At 38.5% G+C, this 23,779-nt stretch carries 21 protein-coding genes and 1 pseudogene; 17 read left to right on the top strand and 5 right to left on the bottom strand.

The window, feature by feature from the left end; all coding sequences use genetic code 11:
- Positions 1-2 precede the first annotated feature (2 nt).
- Complete coding sequence (ruvX, locus tag HJC33_RS02965; RefSeq protein WP_171657305.1) at positions 3-413, bottom strand: Holliday junction resolvase RuvX; 411 nt, start codon at positions 411-413, stop codon at positions 3-5.
- A 99-nt stretch (positions 414-512) separates the two neighbouring features.
- On the opposite strand from ruvX, the gene HJC33_RS02970 reads away from it, so the two are divergent.
- Positions 513-1,328: a 2,3,4,5-tetrahydropyridine-2,6-dicarboxylate N-succinyltransferase gene (locus HJC33_RS02970; RefSeq protein WP_171657306.1), complete on the top strand. Its 816-nt coding sequence runs from the start codon at positions 513-515 to the stop codon at positions 1,326-1,328.
- Here the strand turns inward: HJC33_RS02970 and HJC33_RS02975 are convergent.
- Positions 1,325-2,362: a glycosyltransferase gene (locus HJC33_RS02975; protein ID WP_171657307.1), complete on the bottom strand. Its 1,038-nt coding sequence runs from the start codon at positions 2,360-2,362 to the stop codon at positions 1,325-1,327. The genes HJC33_RS02970 and HJC33_RS02975 overlap by 4 nt on opposite strands.
- A 78-nt stretch (positions 2,363-2,440) precedes the next feature.
- Between HJC33_RS02975 and glf the strand changes: the two genes are divergently transcribed.
- Positions 2,441-3,565 (top strand): UDP-galactopyranose mutase, encoded by a 1,125-nt coding sequence (gene glf / locus HJC33_RS02980; protein WP_246245472.1) that lies wholly within the window; start codon positions 2,441-2,443, stop codon positions 3,563-3,565.
- 129 nt (positions 3,566-3,694) lie between these two features.
- Positions 3,695-4,498, top strand: coding sequence for a glycosyltransferase family 2 protein (locus HJC33_RS02985; RefSeq protein WP_171657308.1), 804 nt, complete (start codon positions 3,695-3,697; stop codon positions 4,496-4,498).
- Here HJC33_RS02985 and HJC33_RS02990 read toward each other — a convergent pair.
- Positions 4,480-5,292 (bottom strand): glycosyltransferase family 2 protein, encoded by an 813-nt coding sequence (locus HJC33_RS02990; RefSeq protein WP_171657309.1) that lies wholly within the window; start codon positions 5,290-5,292, stop codon positions 4,480-4,482. The genes HJC33_RS02985 and HJC33_RS02990 overlap by 19 nt on opposite strands.
- A gap of 77 nt (positions 5,293-5,369) precedes the next feature.
- Between HJC33_RS02990 and HJC33_RS02995 the strand changes: the two genes are divergently transcribed.
- The 4 genes from HJC33_RS02995 to HJC33_RS03010 are packed head-to-tail and all read left to right on the top strand — an operon-like array spanning position 5,370 to position 9,030.
- A complete protein-coding gene (locus tag HJC33_RS02995; protein ID WP_171657310.1) occupies positions 5,370-6,413 on the top strand; it encodes a glycosyltransferase family 52 in 1,044 nt (347 codons plus the stop codon).
- An 11-nt stretch (positions 6,414-6,424) separates the two neighbouring features.
- Entirely contained in the window at positions 6,425-7,588 is a 1,164-nt protein-coding gene (locus tag HJC33_RS03000; RefSeq protein WP_171657311.1) for an acylneuraminate cytidylyltransferase, read from the top strand.
- A complete protein-coding gene (locus HJC33_RS03005) occupies positions 7,588-8,457 on the top strand; it encodes an N-acetylneuraminate synthase family protein (protein ID WP_171657312.1) in 870 nt (289 codons plus the stop codon). Before HJC33_RS03000 ends, HJC33_RS03005 begins: the two co-directional genes overlap by 1 nt.
- On the top strand, positions 8,458-9,030 hold the full coding sequence (locus HJC33_RS03010; protein WP_171657313.1) for an L-threonylcarbamoyladenylate synthase: 573 nt from the start codon (positions 8,458-8,460) through the stop codon (positions 9,028-9,030).
- A 97-nt stretch (positions 9,031-9,127) separates the two neighbouring features.
- On the opposite strand, the gene HJC33_RS03015 is transcribed toward HJC33_RS03010, so the two are convergent.
- The gene (locus tag HJC33_RS03015) at positions 9,128-9,922 is read right to left on the bottom strand and encodes a hypothetical protein (RefSeq protein ID WP_171657314.1); all 795 of its coding nucleotides are present in this window, start codon (positions 9,920-9,922) and stop codon (positions 9,128-9,130) included.
- A gap of 129 nt (positions 9,923-10,051) precedes the next feature.
- Between HJC33_RS03015 and HJC33_RS17285 the strand changes: the two are divergent.
- From HJC33_RS17285 to HJC33_RS03035, 5 genes and pseudogenes are all read left to right on the top strand, one after another.
- Positions 10,052-10,168, top strand: a pseudogene (locus HJC33_RS17285) (L-threonylcarbamoyladenylate synthase); the annotation flags it as partial.
- Positions 10,168-11,598: a CCA tRNA nucleotidyltransferase gene (locus HJC33_RS03020; RefSeq protein ID WP_171657315.1), complete on the top strand. Its 1,431-nt coding sequence runs from the start codon at positions 10,168-10,170 to the stop codon at positions 11,596-11,598. The pseudogene HJC33_RS17285 and the gene HJC33_RS03020, both read left to right, overlap by 1 nt.
- Positions 11,595-12,608 carry a COX15/CtaA family protein gene (locus tag HJC33_RS03025; RefSeq protein WP_171657316.1) on the top strand — a complete coding sequence of 338 codons (1,014 nt, stop codon included), beginning with the start codon at positions 11,595-11,597 and terminating at the stop codon, positions 12,606-12,608. The genes HJC33_RS03020 and HJC33_RS03025 overlap by 4 nt, the downstream gene beginning before the upstream one ends.
- Positions 12,609-12,652: 44 nt before the next feature.
- Complete coding sequence (locus HJC33_RS03030; protein ID WP_171657317.1) at positions 12,653-13,150, top strand: IS1096 element passenger TnpR family protein; 498 nt, start codon at positions 12,653-12,655, stop codon at positions 13,148-13,150.
- 36 nt (positions 13,151-13,186) lie between these two features.
- On the top strand, positions 13,187-14,245 hold the full coding sequence (locus HJC33_RS03035; RefSeq protein WP_171657318.1) for a nucleoid-associated protein: 1,059 nt from the start codon (positions 13,187-13,189) through the stop codon (positions 14,243-14,245).
- Here the strand turns inward: HJC33_RS03035 and HJC33_RS03040 are convergent.
- The gene (locus HJC33_RS03040) at positions 14,242-15,318 is read right to left on the bottom strand and encodes a hypothetical protein (RefSeq protein ID WP_171657319.1); all 1,077 of its coding nucleotides are present in this window, start codon (positions 15,316-15,318) and stop codon (positions 14,242-14,244) included. The two genes, HJC33_RS03035 and HJC33_RS03040, sit on opposite strands and share 4 nt — an antisense overlap.
- 74 nt (positions 15,319-15,392) lie before the next feature.
- Between HJC33_RS03040 and HJC33_RS03045 the strand changes: the two genes are divergently transcribed.
- Genes HJC33_RS03045 through uvrB form a run of 5 tightly spaced genes read left to right on the top strand, consistent with a single transcriptional unit; the run spans position 15,393 to position 23,689 of the window.
- Positions 15,393-16,289 carry an ABC transporter ATP-binding protein gene (locus tag HJC33_RS03045; protein ID WP_171657320.1) on the top strand — a complete coding sequence of 299 codons (897 nt, stop codon included), beginning with the start codon at positions 15,393-15,395 and terminating at the stop codon, positions 16,287-16,289.
- 11 nt (positions 16,290-16,300) lie between these two features.
- Entirely contained in the window at positions 16,301-17,134 is an 834-nt protein-coding gene (locus HJC33_RS03050) for an ABC transporter permease (RefSeq protein WP_171657321.1), read from the top strand.
- A 29-nt stretch (positions 17,135-17,163) separates the two neighbouring features.
- Entirely contained in the window at positions 17,164-19,875 is a 2,712-nt protein-coding gene (locus HJC33_RS03055) for a T9SS type B sorting domain-containing protein (RefSeq protein ID WP_171657322.1), read from the top strand.
- A 59-nt stretch (positions 19,876-19,934) separates the two neighbouring features.
- On the top strand, positions 19,935-21,653 hold the full coding sequence (locus HJC33_RS03060) for a T9SS type B sorting domain-containing protein (RefSeq protein ID WP_171657323.1): 1,719 nt from the start codon (positions 19,935-19,937) through the stop codon (positions 21,651-21,653).
- Positions 21,654-21,700: 47 nt separating this feature from the next.
- Complete coding sequence (uvrB, locus tag HJC33_RS03065) at positions 21,701-23,689, top strand: excinuclease ABC subunit UvrB (RefSeq protein WP_171657324.1); 1,989 nt, start codon at positions 21,701-21,703, stop codon at positions 23,687-23,689.
- The last annotated feature ends 90 nt before the right edge of the window (positions 23,690-23,779 follow it).

The following is a 23,779-nucleotide window of genomic DNA, read 5'->3' on the forward strand; positions in this document are numbered from 1 at the left end:
AACTAAATCCTGTTAAGGTAGGCCTGCAAAATCAGTGTGGCACTTATCTCATCAATTACGGCTTTGTTTTGCCGCTTTTTCTTTTTCATTCCGCTATACAGCATGGTCTGGAACGCCATCTTGGATGTAAAACGCTCATCTTGTCGTTCCACTGGAATCTCTGGAAATTTTCTCGACAGTTTTACTAAAAAGGACTGAATCAATGTTTCAGATTCCGATGGAGTGTTATCCATCTGCTTGGGTAGCCCTACGACCAACCTTTCCACATTTTCTTTTTTGAAGTAATCTTCAAGAAACTGTAACAAGTCCTTGGTTTCAACCGTAGTAAGTCCAGAAGCGATCAACTGAAGTTCATCGGTAACTGCAATTCCCGTTCTTACCTTTCCGTAATCTAAAGCCAAAATCCTTGCCAATCCAAAATTTTTGGCAAAAATAACCTAAAATGTTATGCCTTTAAAATTACCTGTAATATTGTACCAAGGAAACTATCTTTGTCAAAATTTGAATACACAATGACCGCATTAAAAGCACTTATAGAGGAAGCATGGGATAACCGTGAATTATTGAAAGAGGAAAAAACGCAAACGGCAATTCGGGAAGTAATCAATTTGATTGATGCTGGGGAGTTGAGATGTGCAGAGCCTACAGGTGATGGTTGGCATATTAATGAATGGGTCAAAAAAGGAGTTGTTCTTTATTTTCCGATACAAAAAATGGAAGTATTGGAAGCTGGGATTTTTGAATACCATGATAAAATTCCATTGAAAAAAGGATATCAACAAAAAGGAATCCGTGTTGTTCCTCATGCAGTGGCCAGACATGGCGCATACATTTCCAAAGGAACTATTCTAATGCCAAGTTATGTAAATATAGGTGCTTATGTAGACGAGGGAACTATGGTGGATACTTGGGCTACCGTTGGCAGTTGTGCTCAAATTGGTAAAAACGTACATTTAAGTGGAGGTGTTGGCATAGGAGGAGTTTTAGAGCCTTTGCAAGCTGCTCCTGTAATTATTGAAGACAATGCTTTTATTGGTTCTCGCTGTATTGTTGTTGAAGGTGTCAGGGTAGAAAAAGAAGCCGTTCTGGGTGCCAATGTAGTGCTGACGGCTTCGACCAAGATTATTGATGTTACCGGCAATGAACCTATTGAAATGAAAGGGCGGGTACCCGCTGGATCAGTGGTAATTCCCGGAAGTTATAACAAAAAGTTCAACGCTGGCGAGTATAATGTTTCATGTGCCTTGATTATTGGAAAACGAAAAGAAAGTACCAATAAAAAAACATCGCTAAATGATGCCCTAAGAGAATATGATGTAGCAGTTTAAACGAGTTCTTCTACTTGCTGCAAAGCATCGGTAAGATAACCTCCATTGGCCAATTTAGTACGAACCCTTGCTACATTGGCCAATATTTTTTCATAACGTTCCTTAGATAATCCTTGGATTTTTTCAGGGAGTTCTTCAAGTGATTCAATACTAAGGCCTATTTGCTCCCGTTCTACAAATTTTGCCATCTCTGCCTTTGTCCAAATAATAATAGGCAAACCAGCCAGTATGTATAGCGAGGTTTTATGTGGATTGTTGTACAAAAGGTATTTCCCAAAATTACCTGAACATTCCGTAATGGAGTCTCCATTCCAGACCAAACCAAAATTGCCTTTTAAATGGTGCATTACTTCGTTGGGCGAAAATTTACCACCATACTTCAATACGGTTTCATCCATATTAAGTAAATGCTCCTGAAAACCATTACCAAATAGTTTAAAACAAAACGACTTTAATGGCAGTCCGTCAATTTTATATAGAAAAGCACTCTTCTCCATACCTAGTCCACCTGCAAAAACTATATCTCTTCCAACTTCCATTGCTTGCATTTTGGGCAATTTACCTTCGGGCAAATAATCAAAAAGATAAAGGGGCACGGTCTTTCCCTTATACCCATTTTCATAAAACCACTTAATCATTGCATCATTATGTAAAATCAATATATCTGCTTTATTGAATTTTTTCATTTCCTTGGCTATGTCTTTTGATTTTCCCATTAGTGATTTTACATCATGAACGACCATAAGTACCTTACACCCCTTTAACCTCGCCATTGTGGTAACGTACCCATAAAACTTACTCAAAGGGTATTGCATACAAAAAGTACTCTTAAATGGAAGGCGCAATAAGCCTCTTGTAATTCCTAAAAAACTTATAATCGCCCCAACTGCTGAACTGGGGTGATTGGTTTGGGCAAACCCTAAGTTTTTATACCCGTATGTGGCCATGACCGTTTCACAATCCATTTTTGGTTTTGATGCCGCGTTGGTAGTCGCCTTATAATTTCTAGAAATATAGTACCGTGAATTCAACATGAGTAGTATTTGCGTTCAAAAATAATTTTATTTGACACACTCCAAAGTAGTATTTTTAAAGCAAACTATAACCATGTAATGATTGACCCTAAAATGTACGATTACCTTATTGTTGGCTCAGGACTCTTTGGCTGTGTATTTGCTCATGAAATGACAAAAAAAGGAAAAAAGTGTTTGGTCATCGACAAAAGAAATCATCTAGGCGGTAATGTCTATTGTGAGAACATAGAGGGCATTAACGTACATAAATACGGCGCCCATATTTTTCATACAAACAATAAAGAGCTATGGGATTATGTGAACCAATTTGTTGATTTTAACCGCTATACCAATTCTCCTTTGGCCAATTATAAAGGACAACTCTACAACCTACCCTTTAACATGAATACGTTTTATCAGCTATGGGGTATTAAATCACCAGATAAAGCCCAAAAAAAAATAGAAGAACAGACCGAACCTTATAAAAAAACAAAACCCAATAACCTAGAAGAACAAGCCTTAGCACTAGTGGGCCGCGATATCTATGAAAAACTGATAAAAGGTTATACCGAAAAACAATGGGGACGAAAAGCAACCGACCTACCTGCTTTTATCATAAAAAGATTGCCCCTAAGATTCAGGTATGACAACAATTATTTTAATGATCATTATCAAGGTATTCCTATTGGGGGATACAACCAGTTAACCTATAAATTACTTAGTGGCATTGAGACCAAAATCAATATCGATTTTTTTAACGACCGACAAGTCTTAAGTTCTCTAGCAAAGAAAATCGTGTTTACCGGAAAAATAGATGAATATTTTGATTACCGTTTTGGCCGACTTGAGTATCGAAGCCTTGATTTTAAGAATAAAATATTGATGCAACAAAACTATCAAGGTAATGCCGTGGTAAATTATACAGATGCAGAAACGCCCTTTACCCGTATTATAGAGCACAAGCATTTTGAGTTTGGACAACAAAAAAAGACTGTTATTACCAAGGAATATCCTATGGAATGGCAATCGGACAAAGAACCCTACTACCCTATCAACAATGATAAAAACCAAAAACTTTACAACAGTTACAAAAAACTGGCCGACAAAGAAAAGAATGTGATTTTTGGCGGTAGATTGGCCGAGTATAAATATTATGATATGCATCAGGTGATAGCTTCTGCCCTGACAAAAACAAAATCGGAACTAAAAAAAGATTCTCCGTAAAGCAACCCATATCATGTTTTCGCATCTAAAATTTAGAACTGACATTTATAAGAATTTTCCTAAATAACACAATTTTTTAATTGGTTTATTGTTATAGTTTTGTAACCATCAAACCTCGTACCAATAAATATGGCTGAATTGAGCACCCCAAAGCAAAAATTATCAGCGTTGATAATCACCTACAACGAAATGGGTTACATTGAAAAATGTTTGGACTCCATTTCGTTTGCCGATGAGATTATTGTTGTGGATTCTTATAGTACAGATGGGACCTATGAGTATCTCAAAAATCAGCCCAAAGTTAAAGTCATCCAGAATCCTTTTGAAAATTTTACAGCTCAAAAATCTTTTACGTTAAAGCAAGCCACTAACGATTGGATTCTTTTTGTAGATGCTGACGAAGTAGTCACAAAAGAGCTTCAAGAGGAAATTGTTGACACAATCAATAATCCCAATGCATGTGAAGCATATTGGTTCTACAGAAAGTTTATGTTCCAAAACAAACCTTTGAACTATAGCGGATGGCAAACAGATAAAAACCATAGACTTTTCAGAAAAAGTAAAGCCAAATTTACCGATAAGAAAATTGTACATGAGACTTTGGAGGTAAATGGCAGTTCATGTATCCTAAAAGAAAAGCTCACCCACTTTTGTTATAAAAATTATGACGACTATAAAGGAAAAATGCTCCGCTATGGTCAATTAAAGGCTAAAGAAGCTTTTTATAAAGAAAAACAGTTTAACTATTTCCTGATGGTACTTAAACCCCTGTGGAAATTTTTCAACCACTTTATCCTTAGACTCGGTTTCTTAGATGGCAAAAAAGGTGCCATTATTTGTTACCTAAACGCATTAGGTGTACTGGAAAGGTGCCGTGAACTCAAAAGGTTGGAAAAAAAGAATGAGCTTGCCTATTATTTGGTTATGCCATAATACGTCCAAACCTCCTTTTTAGCTCGAGTATTCTTTCTTATTTCTTGGTTTTTTGCAATTGCCTCTTGCGTTTTATAACTACGTTGATGGTCCAAATGAACACAAACAGCACTATAGCGAAATTGCTTGGATTTTATTCCAAAATTAAAAAGTCGCTCTCCGAGTTCTCTGTCTTCTCCTCCATATTGCATTCGCTCATCGAAACCGTTAACGTTCAATATATCTCTTTTCCATGCAGATGAATTGTGTCCATTCCAACTAGCATTCGTAGGAGTTACGGCGTTCAAAAATCTTGAGATAAGACCTTTTGCAGTAAGCTTATTATTTTTAAATGTTTTGGGCAATCCTTTGTCCTTAAGCCAATCTATATCGAAGCATTTTTGCTTCTCAATATCCTCCAAGGAAATAGCTCTTGATATATTCATAGGCAACATATAATACCCCCCTGATATAAAGTAACCAGGTTCCTTGTTGATATAGTGTACTTCTACAAAATCCTCTCGAGGAATACAATCCCCATCTGTCATAATAATGTAGTCCGTAGTAGAAGCGGTTATGGCCTTATTCAGTATTTTGCATTTTTGAAAACCATCATCTTCATGCCATACATGTTTTAGTGGGTAAAACAATCTAGTACTGAGGCCCTCTATCATTTTTTTTGTTTCTGGCCCTGAGCCATCATCTGCCACAATCACCTCAAACCTCTTGTATGTTTGACAATTAAACCCCCATAACACTTTCTCCAACCAATCTGGACTATTATATGTGCTTACAATAACACTTACATTGACCATCCGCAATGATTTAATTTTAACTAATTTTACAAATGTAGTTTTTTGATTTCCATCTTCAATATAATTCCCAAAATTCGATGAACCGTACTTATGTGGGATCCACAATCTATCATATCTACCTTTCTATTCTCCATATTATAAAAGATTCTGGTCATGCCACTGAAAATGTCGGGGAAAACATCCTCTTTTTGGTAGAAAGTACCCCAATGATCGAAAAACTGATTCCCAACCTTAAAAATCACTTTTTTCGGGATATTTATATAATCTCTGAACGCAAAGATCATGTAAAAGCGCTGGGGAAATTCAATTATGCCCTTAGAAGAAAAAAGAAACTTATCCCCTACTTGGAAAAAACACATCCAGAGCTGATCCTAGAAGCTGAATTCATGAACTCATCTGATTTTTATCTTTGTGATTCCGACTCCTCAAAAAGTTATTTCTTATACAAGTATGGAAAAAAAGGTTTGAACATGATTGAAGATGGAGCAAGAACATATAGACAAAGGCATACTGGATTTGAGCAATTTTTAAAATCACACATCACCAAAACACCTATTGGTGGAGGGTTTGACAAGGAAATTAAGACCTTACATGCACAATTTCCGCAAAAACTCCCCTTCCCCATTCAAAAAAAGGCCGTTGAACTCAACATCAAAAAAGAAACCGAACTCTTAAACGAAGCCAGCAAACATGAAATCTTCAATATTTTTATCCCAACGGATTCCATTTCCATACAAGGCACAAAACTGGCTTTGATTCTTACCCAACCCCTTTCCGAAGATAAAGTGGTCAAAGACGAAAATGTAAAACTGGAAATTTACCGAGACATGATTTCCAAAGTGCCAAAAGACATGACCTTGGTACTAAAAACGCATCCAAGGGAAAAAACCAAATACGAACATTATTTTAGAGATATTGTCGTATTGCCCGCCCTTTTTCCTATTGAAATTCTGGGACTGCGCCAAGGTTTTCACTTTGAACAGGGCTATACACTATTCTCAACGGCATTGTCCAACTTGGAAATTGTTCAGGAGCGATTTTTTCTAGGTAAGAATTATTTAGATAAATTTACCGCCAGAGGCACGAGAGACCTAGTGAAAAATATGTCATTCGACCAATAGAACCTTAATTTATGACTAAAAAAACAGTAGGTTTCATACCACTGAGGAAAAATTCCAAGGGCATCCCAAGCAAAAATAAAAAAAAGCTATTGGGGCGCCCCCTTTTTACTTGGGTACTGACCGAGGCTATTTTTTCAAAACTCGATGAAATATACATCTTTACTGATGATGACGAGATTTTGGACTATGTTGAGAAACACTTTAATTGGACCGCAAGAGTTTCTTGCCTAAAACGCTCATCGGAAAACGCAGAAGACACCTCATCAACCGAAGATGCCATTTTAGAATTTTGCGATAAAATATCTTATGATTTTGACGTATTCTGTTTGTTGCAGGCTACCTCTCCCCTTACTAATAGAGCAGATATTGATAAAGCATTGACCAAATTACAAGAAGAAAATCTAGATGCAATATTAAGTGTAGTCAAAACCCATCGGTTTATATGGTCCAAAGAAGGAAAAAGCTTGAACTATGATATCCACAACAGACCTAGGAGACAGGATTTTGAAGGGCTCTTGGTAGAAAATGGGGCCATCTACTGTACAACCAAAGAAGCATTACAAGCATCTAAAAACCGTATTAGCGGCTCCATCGGAACAATAGAAATGGATGAAGATTCATTTGTTGAAATAGACTCATCTAGCGATTGGTTGGTTGTTGAGCAGTTGCTTGCGGCTACCTTTAAAAAACAAAAATCTTGTAGCAAGATAAACCATCTAGTACTTGATATGGATGGCGTTTTCACTGATGGCACCGTAACTTTCACCAAGGATGGAGAGTTTTCCAAAGCCTTTGATATGCGAGATGGAATGGGTCTTGAAATCCTGCGCCAATCTCATGTAAAGGTAATCATCATGACTTCTGAAAACTCGGAAGTAGTAAAGCAGCGTATGAAGAAACTTCAAATTGAGGATGTTTTTCTTGGCATAAAAGACAAATACTCTTGCCTAGAGAACATTTGCAAGGAACGGAACATTGCCCTCCACGAAGTGGCTTATATAGGAGACGACATCAATGATCTAAGCAATATGGTCAGGGTTGGATGGTCTTTTTGTCCTTCAAACGGCAAAAAAGACATTCTCTATCATGCCGATATCATACTTAAAAATTCTTCAGGACATGGAGCTATCCGAGAAGCTGCCGAGTTCATCATCAACTATAATACAAGATTTTAATGACTTATAAAGAACCTTACATTATTGCTGAAATTGGATGTAATCATAAAGGCGATATGAAAATTGCCAAAGAAATGATCTACATGGCAAAAATCTTTTGTAAAGCCAATGCTGTAAAATTTCAGAAAAGAAATAACAAGGAATTACTGACCAAAGAACAATATGAGGCACCACATCCCAACCCCTCCAATTCTTATGGCAAAACGTATGGAGAACACCGGGAGTTCCTTGAGTTTGATGTAGCACAACATCAAGAACTAAAAAAATATTGTGAAGAGGTAGGCATTACCTACTCAACATCTGTATGGGATACTACTTCTGCCAAAGAAATAGCTGGCCTCAACCCTGGTTTTATAAAAATACCATCAGCCTGCAACAATCATTTTGACATGTTGGGATGGCTATGTGAAAATTATAAAGGGGAAATCCATATTTCAACTGGAATGACCACCAAAGATGAAATTGAGGGCATTGTTGATTTTTTCCACGAACATGGAAGAAGCAAAGACCTAGTAATTTACAACTGCACATCAGGTTACCCTGTGCCTTTTGAAGATATTTGTCTTTTGGACATTTTGAAACTCAAAGAAAAGTATGGGGACAAAACAAAACACATTGGTTTTTCAGGGCATCATTTGGGGATTGCCGTTGACATTGCAGCGTACACCCTAGGCGCAAATATTATAGAAAGGCATTTTACGCTGGATAGGACTTGGAAAGGAACTGATCATGCTGCTTCCCTAGAACCTATCGGGCTCAGGAAATTATGTCGTGATCTTCGAGCAACTCATCAAGCCTTGACCTATAAGTCAAAGGATATTTTGGATATAGAACATGTGCAAAGGGAAAAACTCAAGTACAAAAAATAAATGAAACCAGATTTTGGAAAAGAACTTTCCAACTGCATCGACATCCTTAAAAATGGTGGACTCATCCTCTACCCTACAGATACCGTATGGGGCATTGGATGTGATGCCACTAATCCTGATGCTGTAAAAAAAGTCTATGCCCTTAAAAACAGAGAGGACAGCAAGGCATTGATTTGCCTAGTGGCCAATCAGGCCATGTTGGAACGTCATGTTAAAGAGGTGCCAAATGTGGCTTATGACCTTATAGATTTATCAGAAAAACCGTTGACCATCGTTTTTGACCAACCTAAAGAAGTAGCTAAAAATTTGATTGCAGAAGACAACACCTTGGCCATTCGAGTGGCTTCAGATAAGTTTTGTCAATACCTTATTAATAAGTTTGGAAAACCCATTGTTTCAACCTCGGCAAACATTTCAGGCATGCCCACCCCAAAACAATTCAAAGAGACAAGTCCTGAAATTTTAAAAGGAGTGGACTATGTGGTAAATCTCTATCACGACAAAGTAATGACCTCACCATCCTCAGTTATAAAATTAACCAACAACGGTATCATAAAAATCATTAGGCCATAAATCAACCTGTTCAATATCGATAATGTGAAAACATAAAACCACTTCAGTTTCTTTGAAGTGGTTTTTATGTTGTACACCAATAAATGTTTATTAACAGTTATGGACACAGGGGATCATTATAATTATGTCCACAGGTAGTATTCCCTGGAAAAATAATGTTCAAATTTGACTCATAGGTTGAAGCTGTACTAGCCCAGAACGAAGTGATTCTATCGTTCCAATTATTTAAATTTACTTGAAGTGGACCCTGTAAATAAATTCGAGCACCTGGACTTGGAAAACTACCATCGTAAAATTCTGCAGAGACGCCTCCGCTCAATCTAACAGAACTGATTTCATCATTAAAATTAATACAACCTGTTTCATATTGATTACATCTTAAATGTGGATTACCATATCTTGAAGGGTACGGTAAGGCCTTTGTAAATGTATAACCTCCCAAATTACTAGCTGTTGCAATAGTAAAGCTTGGTGAACCGGAATTAGCACTTGCTCCCTTGGTTGAAATAGTTTTAATCATAGATGGATTTTCTTTCTTTATTTTGTCCACAAGTTTTGAGTATTGGTCAGTATCTTCAATAATGCTTAGCATTTTATCCTTTGAAGTGAAAAAGATATAGTCTTCTAATTCTGCATTAAGGTAATAAACAAGTTGTTCATTGCCCTGAACTTCAGATAAAGGTATATAGAGTCCATCTTGTAATACCATTGGCTCACTACCACTTTCATCTGTAAAGGCCGTAACACTTTCTCCGTCCACGTATAAGGTACGTTCTATCAAGCTTTCTGATACTACATTATCAATGTCATTGTTTAATGTCTGTTCATTTTCACAAGAAACAAGCCCCATAATTGCAATAGTGCAGGTTAAAAGAATAAGATTTTTTTTCATGATGATACATTTTTAATTAATAACCATTTTCCTACAAAAAAAGAAGATTAAATTTTCAAAAACAAGGATTGTTTGTTAATTTATTTTTTATTCATCTTTAGCATATTAATATTAACAAACTTCTAAATAGAAATTTTAAAAGGAGTGGACTATGTGGTAAATTTGCCAGATGATAACAAAAACCCTTCCCCTTCCTCCATCATCAAACTAAGTAATGATGGTCAGGTGAAGGTAATCCGGGAATAATGACGCAGGAATTCCATAAAGAGGCCATACAACATCCTATTTTTCAACTTATCGGCGAGACATCAGAAGAATTGGGCATGACTTCCTATGTTATTGGTGGCTATGTACGTGACCATCTCTTGCAACGAGGTACACCAAAAGACATTGATATTGTAACCATTGGGAGTGGTATTGAACTTGCCAAAAAAGTGGCCGAAAAACTGAAAGGCAAGCCAGAAATATCCGTTTTCAAGAATTTTGGCACGGCGATGATCAAGCATGAAGCAATGGAGGTTGAATTTGTAGGGGCTCGAAAAGAAAGTTACCAAAGGGACAGTAGAAAACCGATTGTTGAAGATGGCACTCTGGAGGATGACCAGAACAGGCGTGACTTTACTATAAACGCTATGGCTTTTTCTTTGAACAAAGCCAATTTCGGAAAACTGTTAGATCCTTTTGGAGGCATCTCAGATTTAAATAAAAAAATTATACGCACCCCATTGGAACCGGGCATCACGTATTCTGATGATCCTCTACGCATGATGCGGGCCATTCGTTTTGCTTCCCAATTGAATTTTACCATAGAACTGAAATCCCTCCGGGCCATAACGGAGAACAAGGAGCGCATCAAAATTGTTTCCAAAGAACGTATTGTGGATGAGCTGCATAAAATTATGATGAGCCAAAAACCCTCTACTGGGTTGGCATTGATGCATCAAACAGGGCTTTTATCCATTATTCTTCCTGAATTGACAGCCTTGCAAGGCATCGAGGAAATTGAAGGGCAGCGGCACAAGGACAACTTCTGGCACACGCTGGAGGTGGTGGATAATATTGCAAAAGCCACAGATAACCTTTGGTTACGCTGGGCTGCATTGCTTCATGATATTGGCAAAGCGCCCACGAAACGCTTCGACAAAAAAATAGGATGGACCTTTCATGCGCATGAGTTTGTAGGAGCAAAAATGGTGTACAAACTATTCAAGCGGCTCCGTTTACCGTTGAATGACAAAATGAAGTTTGTACAAAAAATGGTGCTGATGAGTTCAAGACCCATCATTCTGGCGGAGGATCACGTAACAGATTCCGCCGTGCGCCGACTAATTTTTGATGCAGGTGATTATGTCGATGATCTCATGACTCTTTGTGAGGCAGATATCACCACGAAGAATCCAAAAAAACAAAAAAGGTACAAGAACAATTTTCAAATAGTTCGACAAAAGATTGTTGAGGTTGAAGAACGCGACCAAATCAGAAACTTTCAACCTCCAGTTTCCGGTGAAGAAATTATGCAAACCTTCAATTTAAAACCTTCTCGAGAAATTGGTGTCATTAAAGATGCTATAAAGGAAGCTATTCTGGAGGGAGAAATTCCCAACGAATATGAAGCCGCTTATCAATTTATGCTGAAAAAAGGCAAAAAGATGAACCTAAAAGTCCATTCTGAATGAAGAAAAACAAATATGTAATCTATTGGTTGTTAACGGGCTGTCTACTCATCTTCATCATGGTAATTGTTGGGGGCATTACGAGGCTTACCCATTCCGGACTTTCCATATCGGATTACAAACTGATACAAGGCACCATTCCTCCAATGAACGAACAGGAATGGCAAGAAGCCTTCGAGCTCTACCAGCAATATCCAGAATATCAAAAACTGAACTATCATTTTACACTGGAAGACTTCAAGAGCATTTATTTTTGGGAATGGCTGCACAGGGTCATCGGAAGGTTCATCGGGGTTGTCTTCATGCTACCTTTTCTTTTCTTTTTATTCACCAAAAAATTGGATGGGCCAACTATAAAAAAGTGTTTGATCCTATTGCTCCTTGGGGGATTTCAAGGTTTTTTGGGATGGTATATGGTCAAAAGTGGTTTGGTGGACCGTCCAGATGTATCGCACTACAGACTGGCAGCGCATTTGACCACTGCATTTTTGACCTTTGCGTACAGCCTATGGGTGGCTTTGGACCTTATCTACCCAGAAATAAAGAAAATCAATACCTCCTTGAAAAACCTCATAAGGTTTGCTTTGGTTGTGCTCATTGTACAAATTATTTGGGGAGCTTTTGTTGCAGGACTGGACGCTGGTTTTATCCATAATCACTGGCCATTGATGAGTGAGGGAAAATTGATACATGAAACCGTTTATATTGAACAACAACCATGGATCAAAAACTTTTTTGAAGGTAAAAGTGGAGTACAGTTCATTCATCGCTACATGGCATATATTGTAGTCGGATTTATTGTTTTGATATGGTACAGAACCAAAAATCTACAGCTCACCCACTGGCAGCGCAAAGGGGTACAATCGCTTTTAATTATAGTGCTGTTGCAATTTTTGCTGGGCGTGCTCACCTTGATTTACGCTGTACCATTGTGGTTAGGGGTTGTGCATCAGATAGGGGCGTTTTTTCTTTTGGCTGCCATGACCTTTACGTTGCACAGATTCACCAAATGAACAAGTATTTGTCGTAAATTTGCTCCCACTCTAATTTTTTTTGAATGATTTATAAAATCAGGATTATTCTTGATGCTGAGGAAGATATCTTTAGGGATATCGAAATTGAGGATAGCAATACTTTGGAAGAATTCCACAATGCCATTACCCAAGCATTTGGTTTTGAAGGTGGTGAGATGGCATCCTTTTATACCTGTGATGAAGAATGGAACCAAGACGAGGAAATTGCTCTTTTTGACATGAGCGAAACAGGTTCTGATATTAAATTGATGAATGAGACCGTCCTTGAAGATGTTATAACAGAACAAAATCCCAAAATGATCTATGTGTATGATTTTTTCAGCATGTGGACATTTTTTGTGGAATTGGCCGATATTATTGAGAAAGAAGACGGAAGAGCTTATCCAAACTTATTGTTCAGTTTTGGTGAATTGCCCGATTCTCCTCCTGAGAAAAATTTTGAGTCAACAGACCCATCTATTGAATTGGAAGGTCCACTGGACAACTATGACGACTTCGATTTTGATGAAAACTGGAACTGAGATTCCATATCTTAAACCCATTAACCTAACACCCGCATGCTAAACCTATATTCCGCCCAAATAGAAAGTATCTCATTGCACCGAGTCGGCAACCAGAGCAAAAATGAATCGGTATTTTTATCATCAGAGCCATTTTCTCTTAATGATGAGATGGCTGGATTACTCAAGGAATATTTTTTTAAGCCCTTTAGGGAAAAGGAAGAGAATTATTATCGGTTTTGGCATGAAGCCGATTTGGAATTCAATGAAGTCTACACCGCAATTTCTGGGCTTTTTGGTGACCCATCCACTTCACATGAAGTTTCCAAAAAAATTACCCAACATCTTTTCCAGCAATCCAATCACCCCCATATTAAAAGTGGAGAAGTTTATATTGTCCATTTTTCCGATTTGGTCATCGACAACCAAAAAACGGACGCTGTCGGCATTTTCAAAAGTGAACTAAAACACGATTTCCTTCAGTTCAAGGAAAATGAACAGAATTTGGAAATCTTGATACGCCAAGGCATCAACATCAATAAACTGGACAAGGGCTGTATCGTATTTAACCAAGATAAGGAAGAAGGTTACAAAGTATTATCTGTGGACAGTAACCGTTACGATGCTAAATATTGGCTGGAGAATTTTCTAGGATTGATCCCCCTGACCGATGAAAACTTTTACACCAAGAACTATTTAAAGTTCTGCCAAAACTTCGCCAAAGATGTTGTGTTACCAGCTGAAGATAAACAGCAAGAAGTTTTGTTCATGAACAGGGCCGTGAACCATTTTGCCAAAAATGATGCGTTTGAAGAAACTTCATTTTTAAATGAAGTGATGGAAAACCCTGAACTTATACCAGAATTTAAGCATTATAAGGTCGAAAAAGGACCAAAATATAGCATTGAAGATGTTTCCAATTTTGATATTGCCAACAAAGCGGTCTCAGATGCACGGAAAAAAATCAAGAACGTCATCAATCTGGATACCAACATTCAGATAAAAATGGATTTCATCAACCCAGAATCTGCCGAAAAGTTTGTGGAAAAGGGCTGGGATGAGGAACGACAGATGTATTACTACCTTGTCTACTTTAATAAAGAGCAAAAAAGTTAGACCTCACCATCTAAAATTTCTTTCATACTAACATCCTCGTAATTGCGCTTTACAAAATCCAAGGCCAAGGATAGCACTTGCCCCATACCAGTACATTTTTTAAAGTTCATATCAAGGGTCAAGTCATAAATTTCCAGCTTTAGGCGGTCTATATTTTCTGGCAAAGAAATATGATCTGTTCGGGCAATGCCCATTAATCTTTTGATTCGGTTCCCGGAACTCAAAATACGTTTGGCCACAATGGAACGCTCTTCAATTTTATATTGATCCACAGAACTTTTTTGCAATTTGCCTCGCACCAGTTCCACCATCAAAAAGTTTTCCTTGAAGAATTGAGGACGATATACCTTGAGTTTCCCTTCAAAACATTGCTGATCAAAATCAATGGCCCTGATTTTATAGACCACATGATCAAAATCGTGAGTAGGTACAATAACATAGTTGTACGAGCGCATATCGCCAAGTAATCTAATCATACAGCGTTCGTTGAACTTTACAAACTCCTTAGCTAGTTGCGCTTTTTCCGCTTCAGTGCATTTAGGAAGCATTTCACTGATGAAAACATCACCGGGGATGCCAGCAATGTGCTCCTCGATCAAGGTATCCTCATAAACCAAAAAGTTGAGGTTGTATGGAGAAAGCATATGTTCCAACTCTAATCCATAAACTCTTGAAGCATCTGTTTTCTTTACATAAAAATAGGTGTAGTTATCATTGAGAATGTTTCTAACCTTAATCCGGAAAGGTTTAGAATTTCCAAAAGTGCAATAATCCACTGCATCAATGTTCAGGTATTCTAAAATCCTATTGCTACCATCTGAGTGCAATATGGAGTAGACCTTCTTGAGGCTCAAGTCAATTTCTTCACGTTCAAAATCAGAATAATACACTCGTACCCATAGCGTATCATTGCCCTCCGAATCATAAACTACTACAGAACCGGAAAAGCGTAGCAAGTCTTCATAAAATATAGGAATTTCGATTTTTCGACTATACTTATGCAGGTACCCGTCCAGTTTTTTACTCACTGGATAGGCAGGTTTTTTCTTCGACATTAATTTTTCCTCGGACATTCTTTCCTTATTTTGTAACAAATTTCAATAATCCTCGTCAAGTTACTATAAACAAATCAAAAAACGATTCCGTCTTGGAAACTATACTCACCGTAACCAATCTAACAAAAAAATTCGGTTATCTGACCGCAGTAAATGATCTCTCCTTTACCATAGAAAAAGGTAATGTCTATGGTATTTTGGGGCCCAATGGCAGTGGCAAATCCACTACATTGGGCATTATATTGAATGTGGTCAACCGAACTTCTGGCGAATTCAACTGGTTTGATGGCAACCTTTCCACCCATGAAGCCCTTAAAAAAGTTGGGGCTATTATTGAACGCCCTAATTTTTATCCGTACATGACCGCCATACAAAATTTGAAGCTGGTCTGTAAAATCAAAGAAGTACCTGAAACCAAGGTTCAAGAAAAACTGGAATTGGTAGGGCTTTGGGATCGACGCAATAGCAAGTTTAAAACCTATTCTTTGGGAATGAAACAGCGATTGGCCATAGCTTCTGCCCTGCTCAATGACCCGGAAATCCTAATTCTGGACGAACCCACTAACGGACTGGATCCCCAAGGTATTCATCAAATTCGGGAAATCATCAAAAAAATTGCCAACCAAGGCACTACCATTTTGTTGGCTTCCCACTTACTTGACGAGGTAGAAAAAGTATGTTCACATGTTGTTATTCTTCGAAAAGGAGTGAAACTATACTCTGGACCGGTAGACAGTATGTTGGCGAGCCATGGATTTTTTGAACTTCGCTCCGCAGACATGGAAAAATTGAAGACGTTGCTGGAAAAAAATGCAAGTTTCGGCAAAATTGAAAGTTTCAACGGCACGCTAACAGCTTACCTCAAAGAGGAAATGGATTCGGAATCGCTCAACAAAATGCTCTTTGAGAAAGGAATTGTGCTTTCACACCTTGTAAAACGCAAAGAAAGTCTTGAAGAACAATTTTTAACCTTGACCAAGAACAACTAATCAAAAAACGAATGGTACGCTTACTTCAAATAGAATTCATCAAACTTTGGAACAATAGGGCCAGTAAAATATTGATTACGTCCTATTTTGTTTTGCTCACTTCAATTGCGCTGATCGCGGCCATTAAATTCGATATTGGCCCCGTCAACTTCCATTTGGCAGATCAAGGAATTTTCAACTTTCCTTACATCTGGCATTTCAACACCTTTATCACAGCCATTTTCAAACTATTTTTAGCTATTGTCATCGTGTCTATGATGGCCAATGAATATAGCAACAAGACCATTAAACAGAATTTGATAGACGGACTATCCAAAAAGGAATTTATCCTTTCCAAGTTCTTAACGGTAATTTCCTTTGCATTGATTTCCACCGCGTTCGTTTTTGTGGTCTCAATGGTTTTGGGACTTATTTATTCAGATTACAATGAAATTTCCATCATTTTTTCAGATTTGGAGTTTCTATTGGCATTCTTTGTAAAACTGGTAGGCTTCTTCTCATTTTGCTTATTCTTGGGCATATTTGTAAAACGGTCTGCTTTTGCGCTTGGTTTTTTGATTCTATGGGCCATTCTGGAACAGGTGGTTTTTGGACTATTGGGTTGGAAGGTCATGAGTTGGGATAGCGCTAAAATAGTTAAGGACTTCTTTCCTTTGCAATCCATGACCAATTTGATCAAAGAACCGTTCACTAGACTGTCAGCCGTTCAAAATATAGGACAGCAAATTGGGGAAAATATGAATTTTGACTACCAAGTCTATTGGTATGAATTCCTGATTGTCATCTTTTGGACAGCTATTTTCATCTATTTATCCTACGCATTATTAAAAAAGCGTGATTTATAGTATCTTGTGAGGTGCCGAACTCACGAAGAATGCTATATAAACGTCGGTATTTACTTCTATTTCACCTCTTTTCCCTTACCGTTTTTGGACAGGGAGAAACCGCCAACTGGTATTTTGGAAACGGTGCTGGCATTACCTTTAACAATGATGGCACAGTTACACCGTTAACTGATGGACAGTTGGATACCTTTGAAGGCTGCGCTTCCATATCCGATGCTTTCGGTAATCTTATGCTTTATACCGACGGGATTCTTGTTTACGATAGAAATCACAACATCATGGAAAACGGGACAGGACTTTACGGAGACCCTTCCAGTACCCAATCAGCAATAATTGTACAAAAACCTGATGACCCTAACATTCTCTACATCTTTACCGTAGACACCAAAACTTTTGAGGAAGACCCCGACTTTGGGTTAAACTACTCTGTAGTGGACATGACCATGAACGGTGGGAATGGTGCAGTAACACAAAAAAACGTGAACCTCTTGGCAGATTGTTCAGAAAAAATATCCGCAGTACTAAAAGATTGCTTCAACCAATCCATTTGGGTGGTGGCATTGGGCTTTGAAACAGATGAACCTACCTTTTTTAATACGTATTACGCTTATGAAATTAATGATAGTGGAGTAAATACAGTTCCGGTAAAAAGCACTTTCGATGACCTGGAAATTATAGATCCAAGGGGCTATTTAAAGTTTTCTCCTGATGGTAGTGTTCTGGCAAGTGCCAATGCCAATTCTGGTCTTTTCTTATATGATTTTGACGTAACCTCTGGAATTTTTTCCAACCAACAGGAATTACAAATTTCAGATGAAAACAATGCCTCCTACGGTATTGAATTCTCAACCAACCAACAATTTTTATATGTGCATTCCTCGGGCATTCCAAATCCAGATACTCCACAACAGCAATCTTCTTCCCTAATTCAGTATGATTTAACCGAAACGGATATTGCTGCTTCCGAAGTAATTTTGGACAAAAGACCCATTTTTAGGGGAGCTTTACAAATGGGGCAAAATGGCAAAATATACCGCACCATAGCACAAAGTTATTTAGTAGGAACCCCTTTCTTGGGTGTTATAGAAAATCCGAATGAAAAAGGTACAGCAGCCAACTACGTACATAATGCCATTTCCCTTAATGGAAAAAACGCAACCCAAGGCTTACCTCCATTTGTGCAATCATTTTTTGATAGAATTGAACTGGTAAGGTTTCCAGATGGCACCACCAATAGTTCACTGGCACTTTGTAATGGCGAAGCGTTTACTTTGGAAGGAGACAACCTCCCGGGTGCTACCTACTCTTGGGAAAAGGATGGTGTTCCCTTGGTAAACAGTGATTATTTCCTCACAATAGACCCGGCCAACATTTCTGATTCAGGTCGCTATACCTTGAAAATAAACCCAAGTGACCCAGGTGAATGCCCAATTATCGGAGAAGCTTTTATTTCTGTAAATCCCTTGCCCGAAGCAGAACCGTTACTTTTGGTGCAATGTGATGCAGCGTCCACAAATTCAACAGATGGAATCACCACTTTCAATTTGGAACAAAGCATCTATGACGAATCTTTCAGTTATTACTTTTATGAATCTTTGACAGACTTGAATGCTGATAATCCCATTTCAAACCCAATCGGTTATGCAAACTCAACTCCATTCAATCAAACCATTTATTATAAAATTGTGGATAACAACGGTTGCGAAGATTCCGATGAGCTGCAACTACAGGTACTCCCTATTGTTTTGACAGAAGATGAAAAGTCATACTATGGGTGCGATGATAATCCAGAAGATGGGTTTTTAGAAAGTTTTTTTGACCTTGACGGAATTTTGGAAGTTGATTATTCAGGTAGAGATGCAACATTATATGCTTCATTAGAAGATGCCAGTTTAGAGGAAAATCCCTTATCTGGGGAGTTTCTAACTTCTTCTACCACTATTTATGCAAGAATTGAAGACAATAACGCTTGTGAAGATGTGGACAGGATAAACTTAGTGGTCAACCCTACACCTTCCCTTTCATTTAATGAAGAGTTTGTTTGGTGCACAGATGGCCCCACACTTTCCATTGATGCTCCTACAGGTTTTGACATATACAGGTGGTACCAGCGAACAGAAAATGGATTGGTTGACTTGGGTGGTCAATCCACCGTTGAAATTTCATCACTTGGGGATTATGTTTTGGCAGTAGGATATATGTACCCAGCCAATAATGAAATTTTGGAATGTTGGAATCAAAGCGATTTTAAAATAATACCTTCCAATAGAGCCACAATTGAGAACATAGAGGTTCAGGATATTTCAGATAACAATATTGTGGAGATTTTTGTTTATGGCGATGGGGACTATGAATACAGCTTGGATGGCACCAACTATCAAGATGTTTCAATATTCGAAAATGTTGAGCCTGGATTTGTTACAGTAGCGGTTCGGGACAAAAATGGCTGTGGTATTACCAAAAGAATGATTTCAGTAATAGGTTACCCCAAGTTTTTCACCCCCAATGGAGACAATTATAATGATACATGGCAAATTATAGGGGTTGACGGTCAATTTCAAGCTGAAAGTATCATTCAAATATTTGATAGATACGGTAAGTTAATGGCCCAAATTAGCCCAACAACAAACGGTTGGGATGGCACCTTCAATAATAATGAACTTCCAGCATCCGACTATTGGTTCAAAGTGGCTCTGGAAGATGGTAGGATATTTAAAGGGCATTTTGCATTGAAACGGTAGGTTTTGAAAAAGAAAATTGGTAACTTAAATGGTTTGATTTTGGTCAAGTGTTAAAAAAATTGCTGTTCATATTGATTCTCTGCGTTTCCATTGTTGGGATGGCTCAAGAGTGCCCAGACCTTTTGAGCCCAACGAATGGCGCCATTAATGTCCCGGTAAATACGACCATAACATGGGAGAGCGTTGTTGGAATCCCCGGTTACCGCATTAGACTGGGAACTACCTCTGGTGGTTCTGAAATTTTGGAGCAGTCCGTAGGTAACTCAACTTCCTATACCCCAGCATTGGGCCTTCCAGAAAATACACAGATTTATGTTACCATTATTCTGGACTTTTTATTTCAAGGAAGTGATGATATTGTTTGCTCCAGCCAGTCTTTTACCACAGAAGATGTAACAACCGCACCTGGTTGCACCACCATTAGGAATCCACTAGATGGTGCCAGTGACATTAGTGTTTTTAGTAATATCTCTTGGTTTTATGCCCCAACGGCAACCGGATATATTGTAAACATAGGAACTTCCCCTGGAAGCAGTGACATTGCTTCTGGTGATGTAAATTCCCTCTCTTTTGACCCTCCGGGAGAATTACCTCCCAATACGTTGCTATACGCTACTGTGATTCCTTACAACGAAAATGGTTCCGCTTTAAACTGCGAAATTATAAGTTTTACTACCGGTGAGTTGGCTGCTTTACCTGGTTGCACCAATTTAATAAACCCTGTAAATGGAGCCATTAATGTGCCTTTGACCCCTTTTATCGAGTGGAACCCTGTTGCTGGCGCAACGGGATACAGAGTTACCATAGGTTCAGCACCTGACAGATCTGATGTTTTAGATAATGCCACATTTACTACAAATTCAACCTTAGTGCTTGATTTTGAACCCAACAGAACCTTTTTCATAACCATTGTACCCTTTAATGATGCGGGGGAAGCAATTGGGTGCGTACAAGAAAGTTTTTCAACTTTATTAGGTTGCGGGCCTTATTTGGATTTGGCAACCGGAGAGTTTGTAACCAGAAACCCAGAAAGTAACTTCCCAGACACGTTGTCATTCTGTGAGAACGAAGCCCCATTTCTGGTCACTACTGAAGATACCGCAGATGGTTATCGATGGTACCAGTTGGACCAATTTGGCAACGAAACCCTTCTTTCAGAATCAGATGAAGTTGAACTTTTTGAAAATGGCACTTATCGCTATGAAGCCTACAATTTGGTTTCCCAATCAGGAAATACGATTGAATGCCCCACTACGAAAATATTCAACGTCATTTCATCAGAGATTGCATCCATTGATCGACTTAGACCAAGAAGCGATGGGTTCGGGTTACAAATAACAGTGGAAACATCAGGGAATGGTAATTTTGAATATGCAATAGACAATATTGATGGCCCATATCAAGACAGTAATATTTTTGACGGTTTGGAACCCGGCTCCCATGTATTCTATGTAAGGGACAAAAACGGTTGTGGTGTGGTTTCAGAAGCTTTTTTACAAGATTTGACCGTGGAAGGATTCCCTAAATTCTTCACCCCTAATGGAGACAGCATCAATGACTTTTGGCAATTCATTCAACCCCCAAACTCTGATATGATTGTATTGCAGAGCATCCGTATTTTTGACCGTTATGGAAAATTACTAAAGGAAATTTCACAGTATTCCATGGGTTGGGATGGAAATATAGCAGGACGACCACTACCGTCAGGAGATTATTGGTTCAAAGCAGTGGACGAGATGAACCGCGAAATACATGGCCATTTTTCCTTAAAGAGATAATCCCGTGTTTGCTTCTTTTTAGCAACTTCCTTTAGTATTTTTATCTGATGAAATTTGAAGTTGTATCGGAGTTCAGTCCAACCGGGGACCAGCCAGAAGCTATCAAACAACTTGTAAATGGCATTGAAACTGGAGAGCCCCATCAAACCTTGCTTGGGGTCACAGGTTCTGGCAAAACATTTACGGTGGCCAACGTTGTGGAAGCCGTACAACGGCCTACCTTGGTTTTGGCACATAACAAGACACTAGCTGCACAATTATATTCAGAGTTCAAGCAGTTTTTCCCTAAAAATGCAGTGGAATACTTTGTGTCTTACTATGACTACTACCAGCCTGAAGCTTATATCCCAACCAGTGGACTTTATATTGAAAAGGATCTTTCCATTAATGAGGATATTGAAAAACTTCGTTTGAGTGCAACTTCTTCATTGCTTTCTGGTCGTAGAGATGTTTTGGTCGTTGCCTCTGTCTCATGTTTGTATGGTATTGGAAACCCAGTTGAGTTCCAGAAAAATGTGATTTCCATCCACAGGGACCAAGTCATATCACGCACAAAATTCTTAAAACAATTGGTGCAAAGTCTTTATTCCAGAACAACTGCTGATTTTAGAAACGGAAATTTCAGGGTAAAAGGTGATGTTGTGGATGTTTTCCCCGGTTATGCCGACCATGCCTTTCGCATCCACTTTTTTGGTGATGAGATTGAAGAAATAGAAGCTTTGGATCCTTTCAACAACAAGGTGATTGAAATCTACGACTCGCTAAACATATACCCTGCCAATATGTTCGTCACCTCTCCGGACATCCTACAAAATGCAATTCATCAGATTCAGGATGATTTGGTAAAACAAATAGATTATTTCAAAGAAATAGGCCGTCCGTTAGAAGCTAAACGTTTGGAGGAAAGAACCAATTTTGATTTAGAGATGATTCGGGAATTGGGCTATTGTTCAGGAATTGAAAATTATTCCCGCTATTTAGATGGAAGAGAACCTGGTACTCGACCCTTTTGCTTATTGGACTATTTTCCGGACGATTATTTAATGGTTATCGACGAAAGTCATGTTACCATACCTCAAGTCCACGCCATGTATGGTGGAGACCGCTCCCGAAAAGAAAATTTGGTTGAATATGGGTTTCGCCTTCCGGCTGCCATGGACAATAGACCTTTAAAATTTGAAGAGTTTGAAACACTTCAAAATCAAACCATTTATGTAAGTGCAACTCCAGCCGACTATGAGCTGGAATTGAGTCAAGGCGTTTATGTAGAGCAGGTGATAAGACCAACCGGTCTGTTAGACCCCATCATAGAAGTACGACCTACTTTAAATCAAATTGATGATCTGGTCGAGGAAATCCAGCAACGGGTTGAAGTTGATGAACGAGTGCTCGTAACCACATTAACCAAAAGAATGGCTGAAGAATTGGCCAAGTATCTAACTCGAATTGATGTAAGATGTCGTTACATTCACAGTGATGTGGATACTCTGGAACGTGTAGAAATTATGCAAGATCTTCGAAAAGGTCTTTTTGATGTATTGATTGGTGTCAATCTATTGCGAGAAGGGTTGGATTTACCTGAAGTTTCGTTAGTCGCAGTATTGGACGCAGACAAAGAAGGTTTTTTACGCAGCAACCGATCCTTAACACAAACCGTAGGTCGGGCTGCACGAAATTTGAACGGAAAAGCTATTATGTATGCTGATACGATTACCGAAAGTATGCAGAAAACCATTGATGAGACCAATTACCGTAGGGAAAAGCAAATGGCCTACAATACAAAACACAATGTTGTCCCCAAGGCCTTAAATAAAAGTTTGGACAATGCCTTAGCCAAAAACTCCGTCTCCACTTATCATTTTCAAAAAGAAGAACTTAGAGCCGCCGAGCCAGAATTGGAGTATTTGACCAAAGACCAACGCGAAAAGCTGATACGAGACAAAAGAAAAGCTATGGAAAAAGCGGCAAAAGAGCTCAATTTTATGGAGGCCGCTAAATTAAGGGATGCAATAAAGCAACTACAGGAAAAGGAATAAAAGAAAGCGCGCTCCGCACAAATGTGCTGGAGCGCACCCACAAACCAACCAACTCAATCAACCATCATGAAACACCTAAGTTGGTGTCTT

Origin of the sequence: Flagellimonas amphidinii (genome assembly GCF_013090115.1) — a bacterium.
Classification (GTDB): domain Bacteria; phylum Bacteroidota; class Bacteroidia; order Flavobacteriales; family Flavobacteriaceae; genus Flagellimonas; species Flagellimonas amphidinii.

Excerpts from the sequence above, each read along its gene's own strand:
- HJC33_RS03025 (WP_171657316.1), top strand. The coding sequence starts at position 11,595 with ATGAAGAAAAACAAATATGTAATCTATTGGTTGTTAACGGGCTGTCTA.
- HJC33_RS03010 (WP_171657313.1), top strand. The coding sequence starts at position 8,458 with ATGAAACCAGATTTTGGAAAAGAACTTTCCAACTGCATCGACATCCTT.
- HJC33_RS02985 (WP_171657308.1), top strand. The coding sequence starts at position 3,695 with ATGGCTGAATTGAGCACCCCAAAGCAAAAATTATCAGCGTTGATAATC.
- HJC33_RS03005 (WP_171657312.1), top strand. The coding sequence starts at position 7,588 with ATGACTTATAAAGAACCTTACATTATTGCTGAAATTGGATGTAATCAT.
- HJC33_RS02995 (WP_171657310.1), top strand. The coding sequence starts at position 5,370 with ATGAACCGTACTTATGTGGGATCCACAATCTATCATATCTACCTTTCT.
- HJC33_RS03015 (WP_171657314.1), bottom strand. The coding sequence starts at position 9,922 with ATGAAAAAAAATCTTATTCTTTTAACCTGCACTATTGCAATTATGGGG.
- HJC33_RS03050 (WP_171657321.1), top strand. The coding sequence starts at position 16,301 with ATGGTACGCTTACTTCAAATAGAATTCATCAAACTTTGGAACAATAGG.
- HJC33_RS03020 (WP_171657315.1), top strand. The coding sequence starts at position 10,168 with ATGACGCAGGAATTCCATAAAGAGGCCATACAACATCCTATTTTTCAA.
- HJC33_RS03000 (WP_171657311.1), top strand. The coding sequence starts at position 6,425 with ATGACTAAAAAAACAGTAGGTTTCATACCACTGAGGAAAAATTCCAAG.
- uvrB (WP_171657324.1), top strand. The coding sequence starts at position 21,701 with ATGAAATTTGAAGTTGTATCGGAGTTCAGTCCAACCGGGGACCAGCCA.
- HJC33_RS02990 (WP_171657309.1), bottom strand. The coding sequence starts at position 5,292 with ATGGTCAATGTAAGTGTTATTGTAAGCACATATAATAGTCCAGATTGG.
- HJC33_RS03035 (WP_171657318.1), top strand. The coding sequence starts at position 13,187 with ATGCTAAACCTATATTCCGCCCAAATAGAAAGTATCTCATTGCACCGA.
- HJC33_RS03055 (WP_171657322.1), top strand. The coding sequence starts at position 17,164 with ATGCTATATAAACGTCGGTATTTACTTCTATTTCACCTCTTTTCCCTT.
- HJC33_RS03030 (WP_171657317.1), top strand. The coding sequence starts at position 12,653 with ATGATTTATAAAATCAGGATTATTCTTGATGCTGAGGAAGATATCTTT.
- glf (WP_246245472.1), top strand. The coding sequence starts at position 2,441 with ATGATTGACCCTAAAATGTACGATTACCTTATTGTTGGCTCAGGACTC.
- HJC33_RS02975 (WP_171657307.1), bottom strand. The coding sequence starts at position 2,362 with ATGTTGAATTCACGGTACTATATTTCTAGAAATTATAAGGCGACTACC.
- HJC33_RS03040 (WP_171657319.1), bottom strand. The coding sequence starts at position 15,318 with ATGTCCGAGGAAAAATTAATGTCGAAGAAAAAACCTGCCTATCCAGTG.
- HJC33_RS02970 (WP_171657306.1), top strand. The coding sequence starts at position 513 with ATGACCGCATTAAAAGCACTTATAGAGGAAGCATGGGATAACCGTGAA.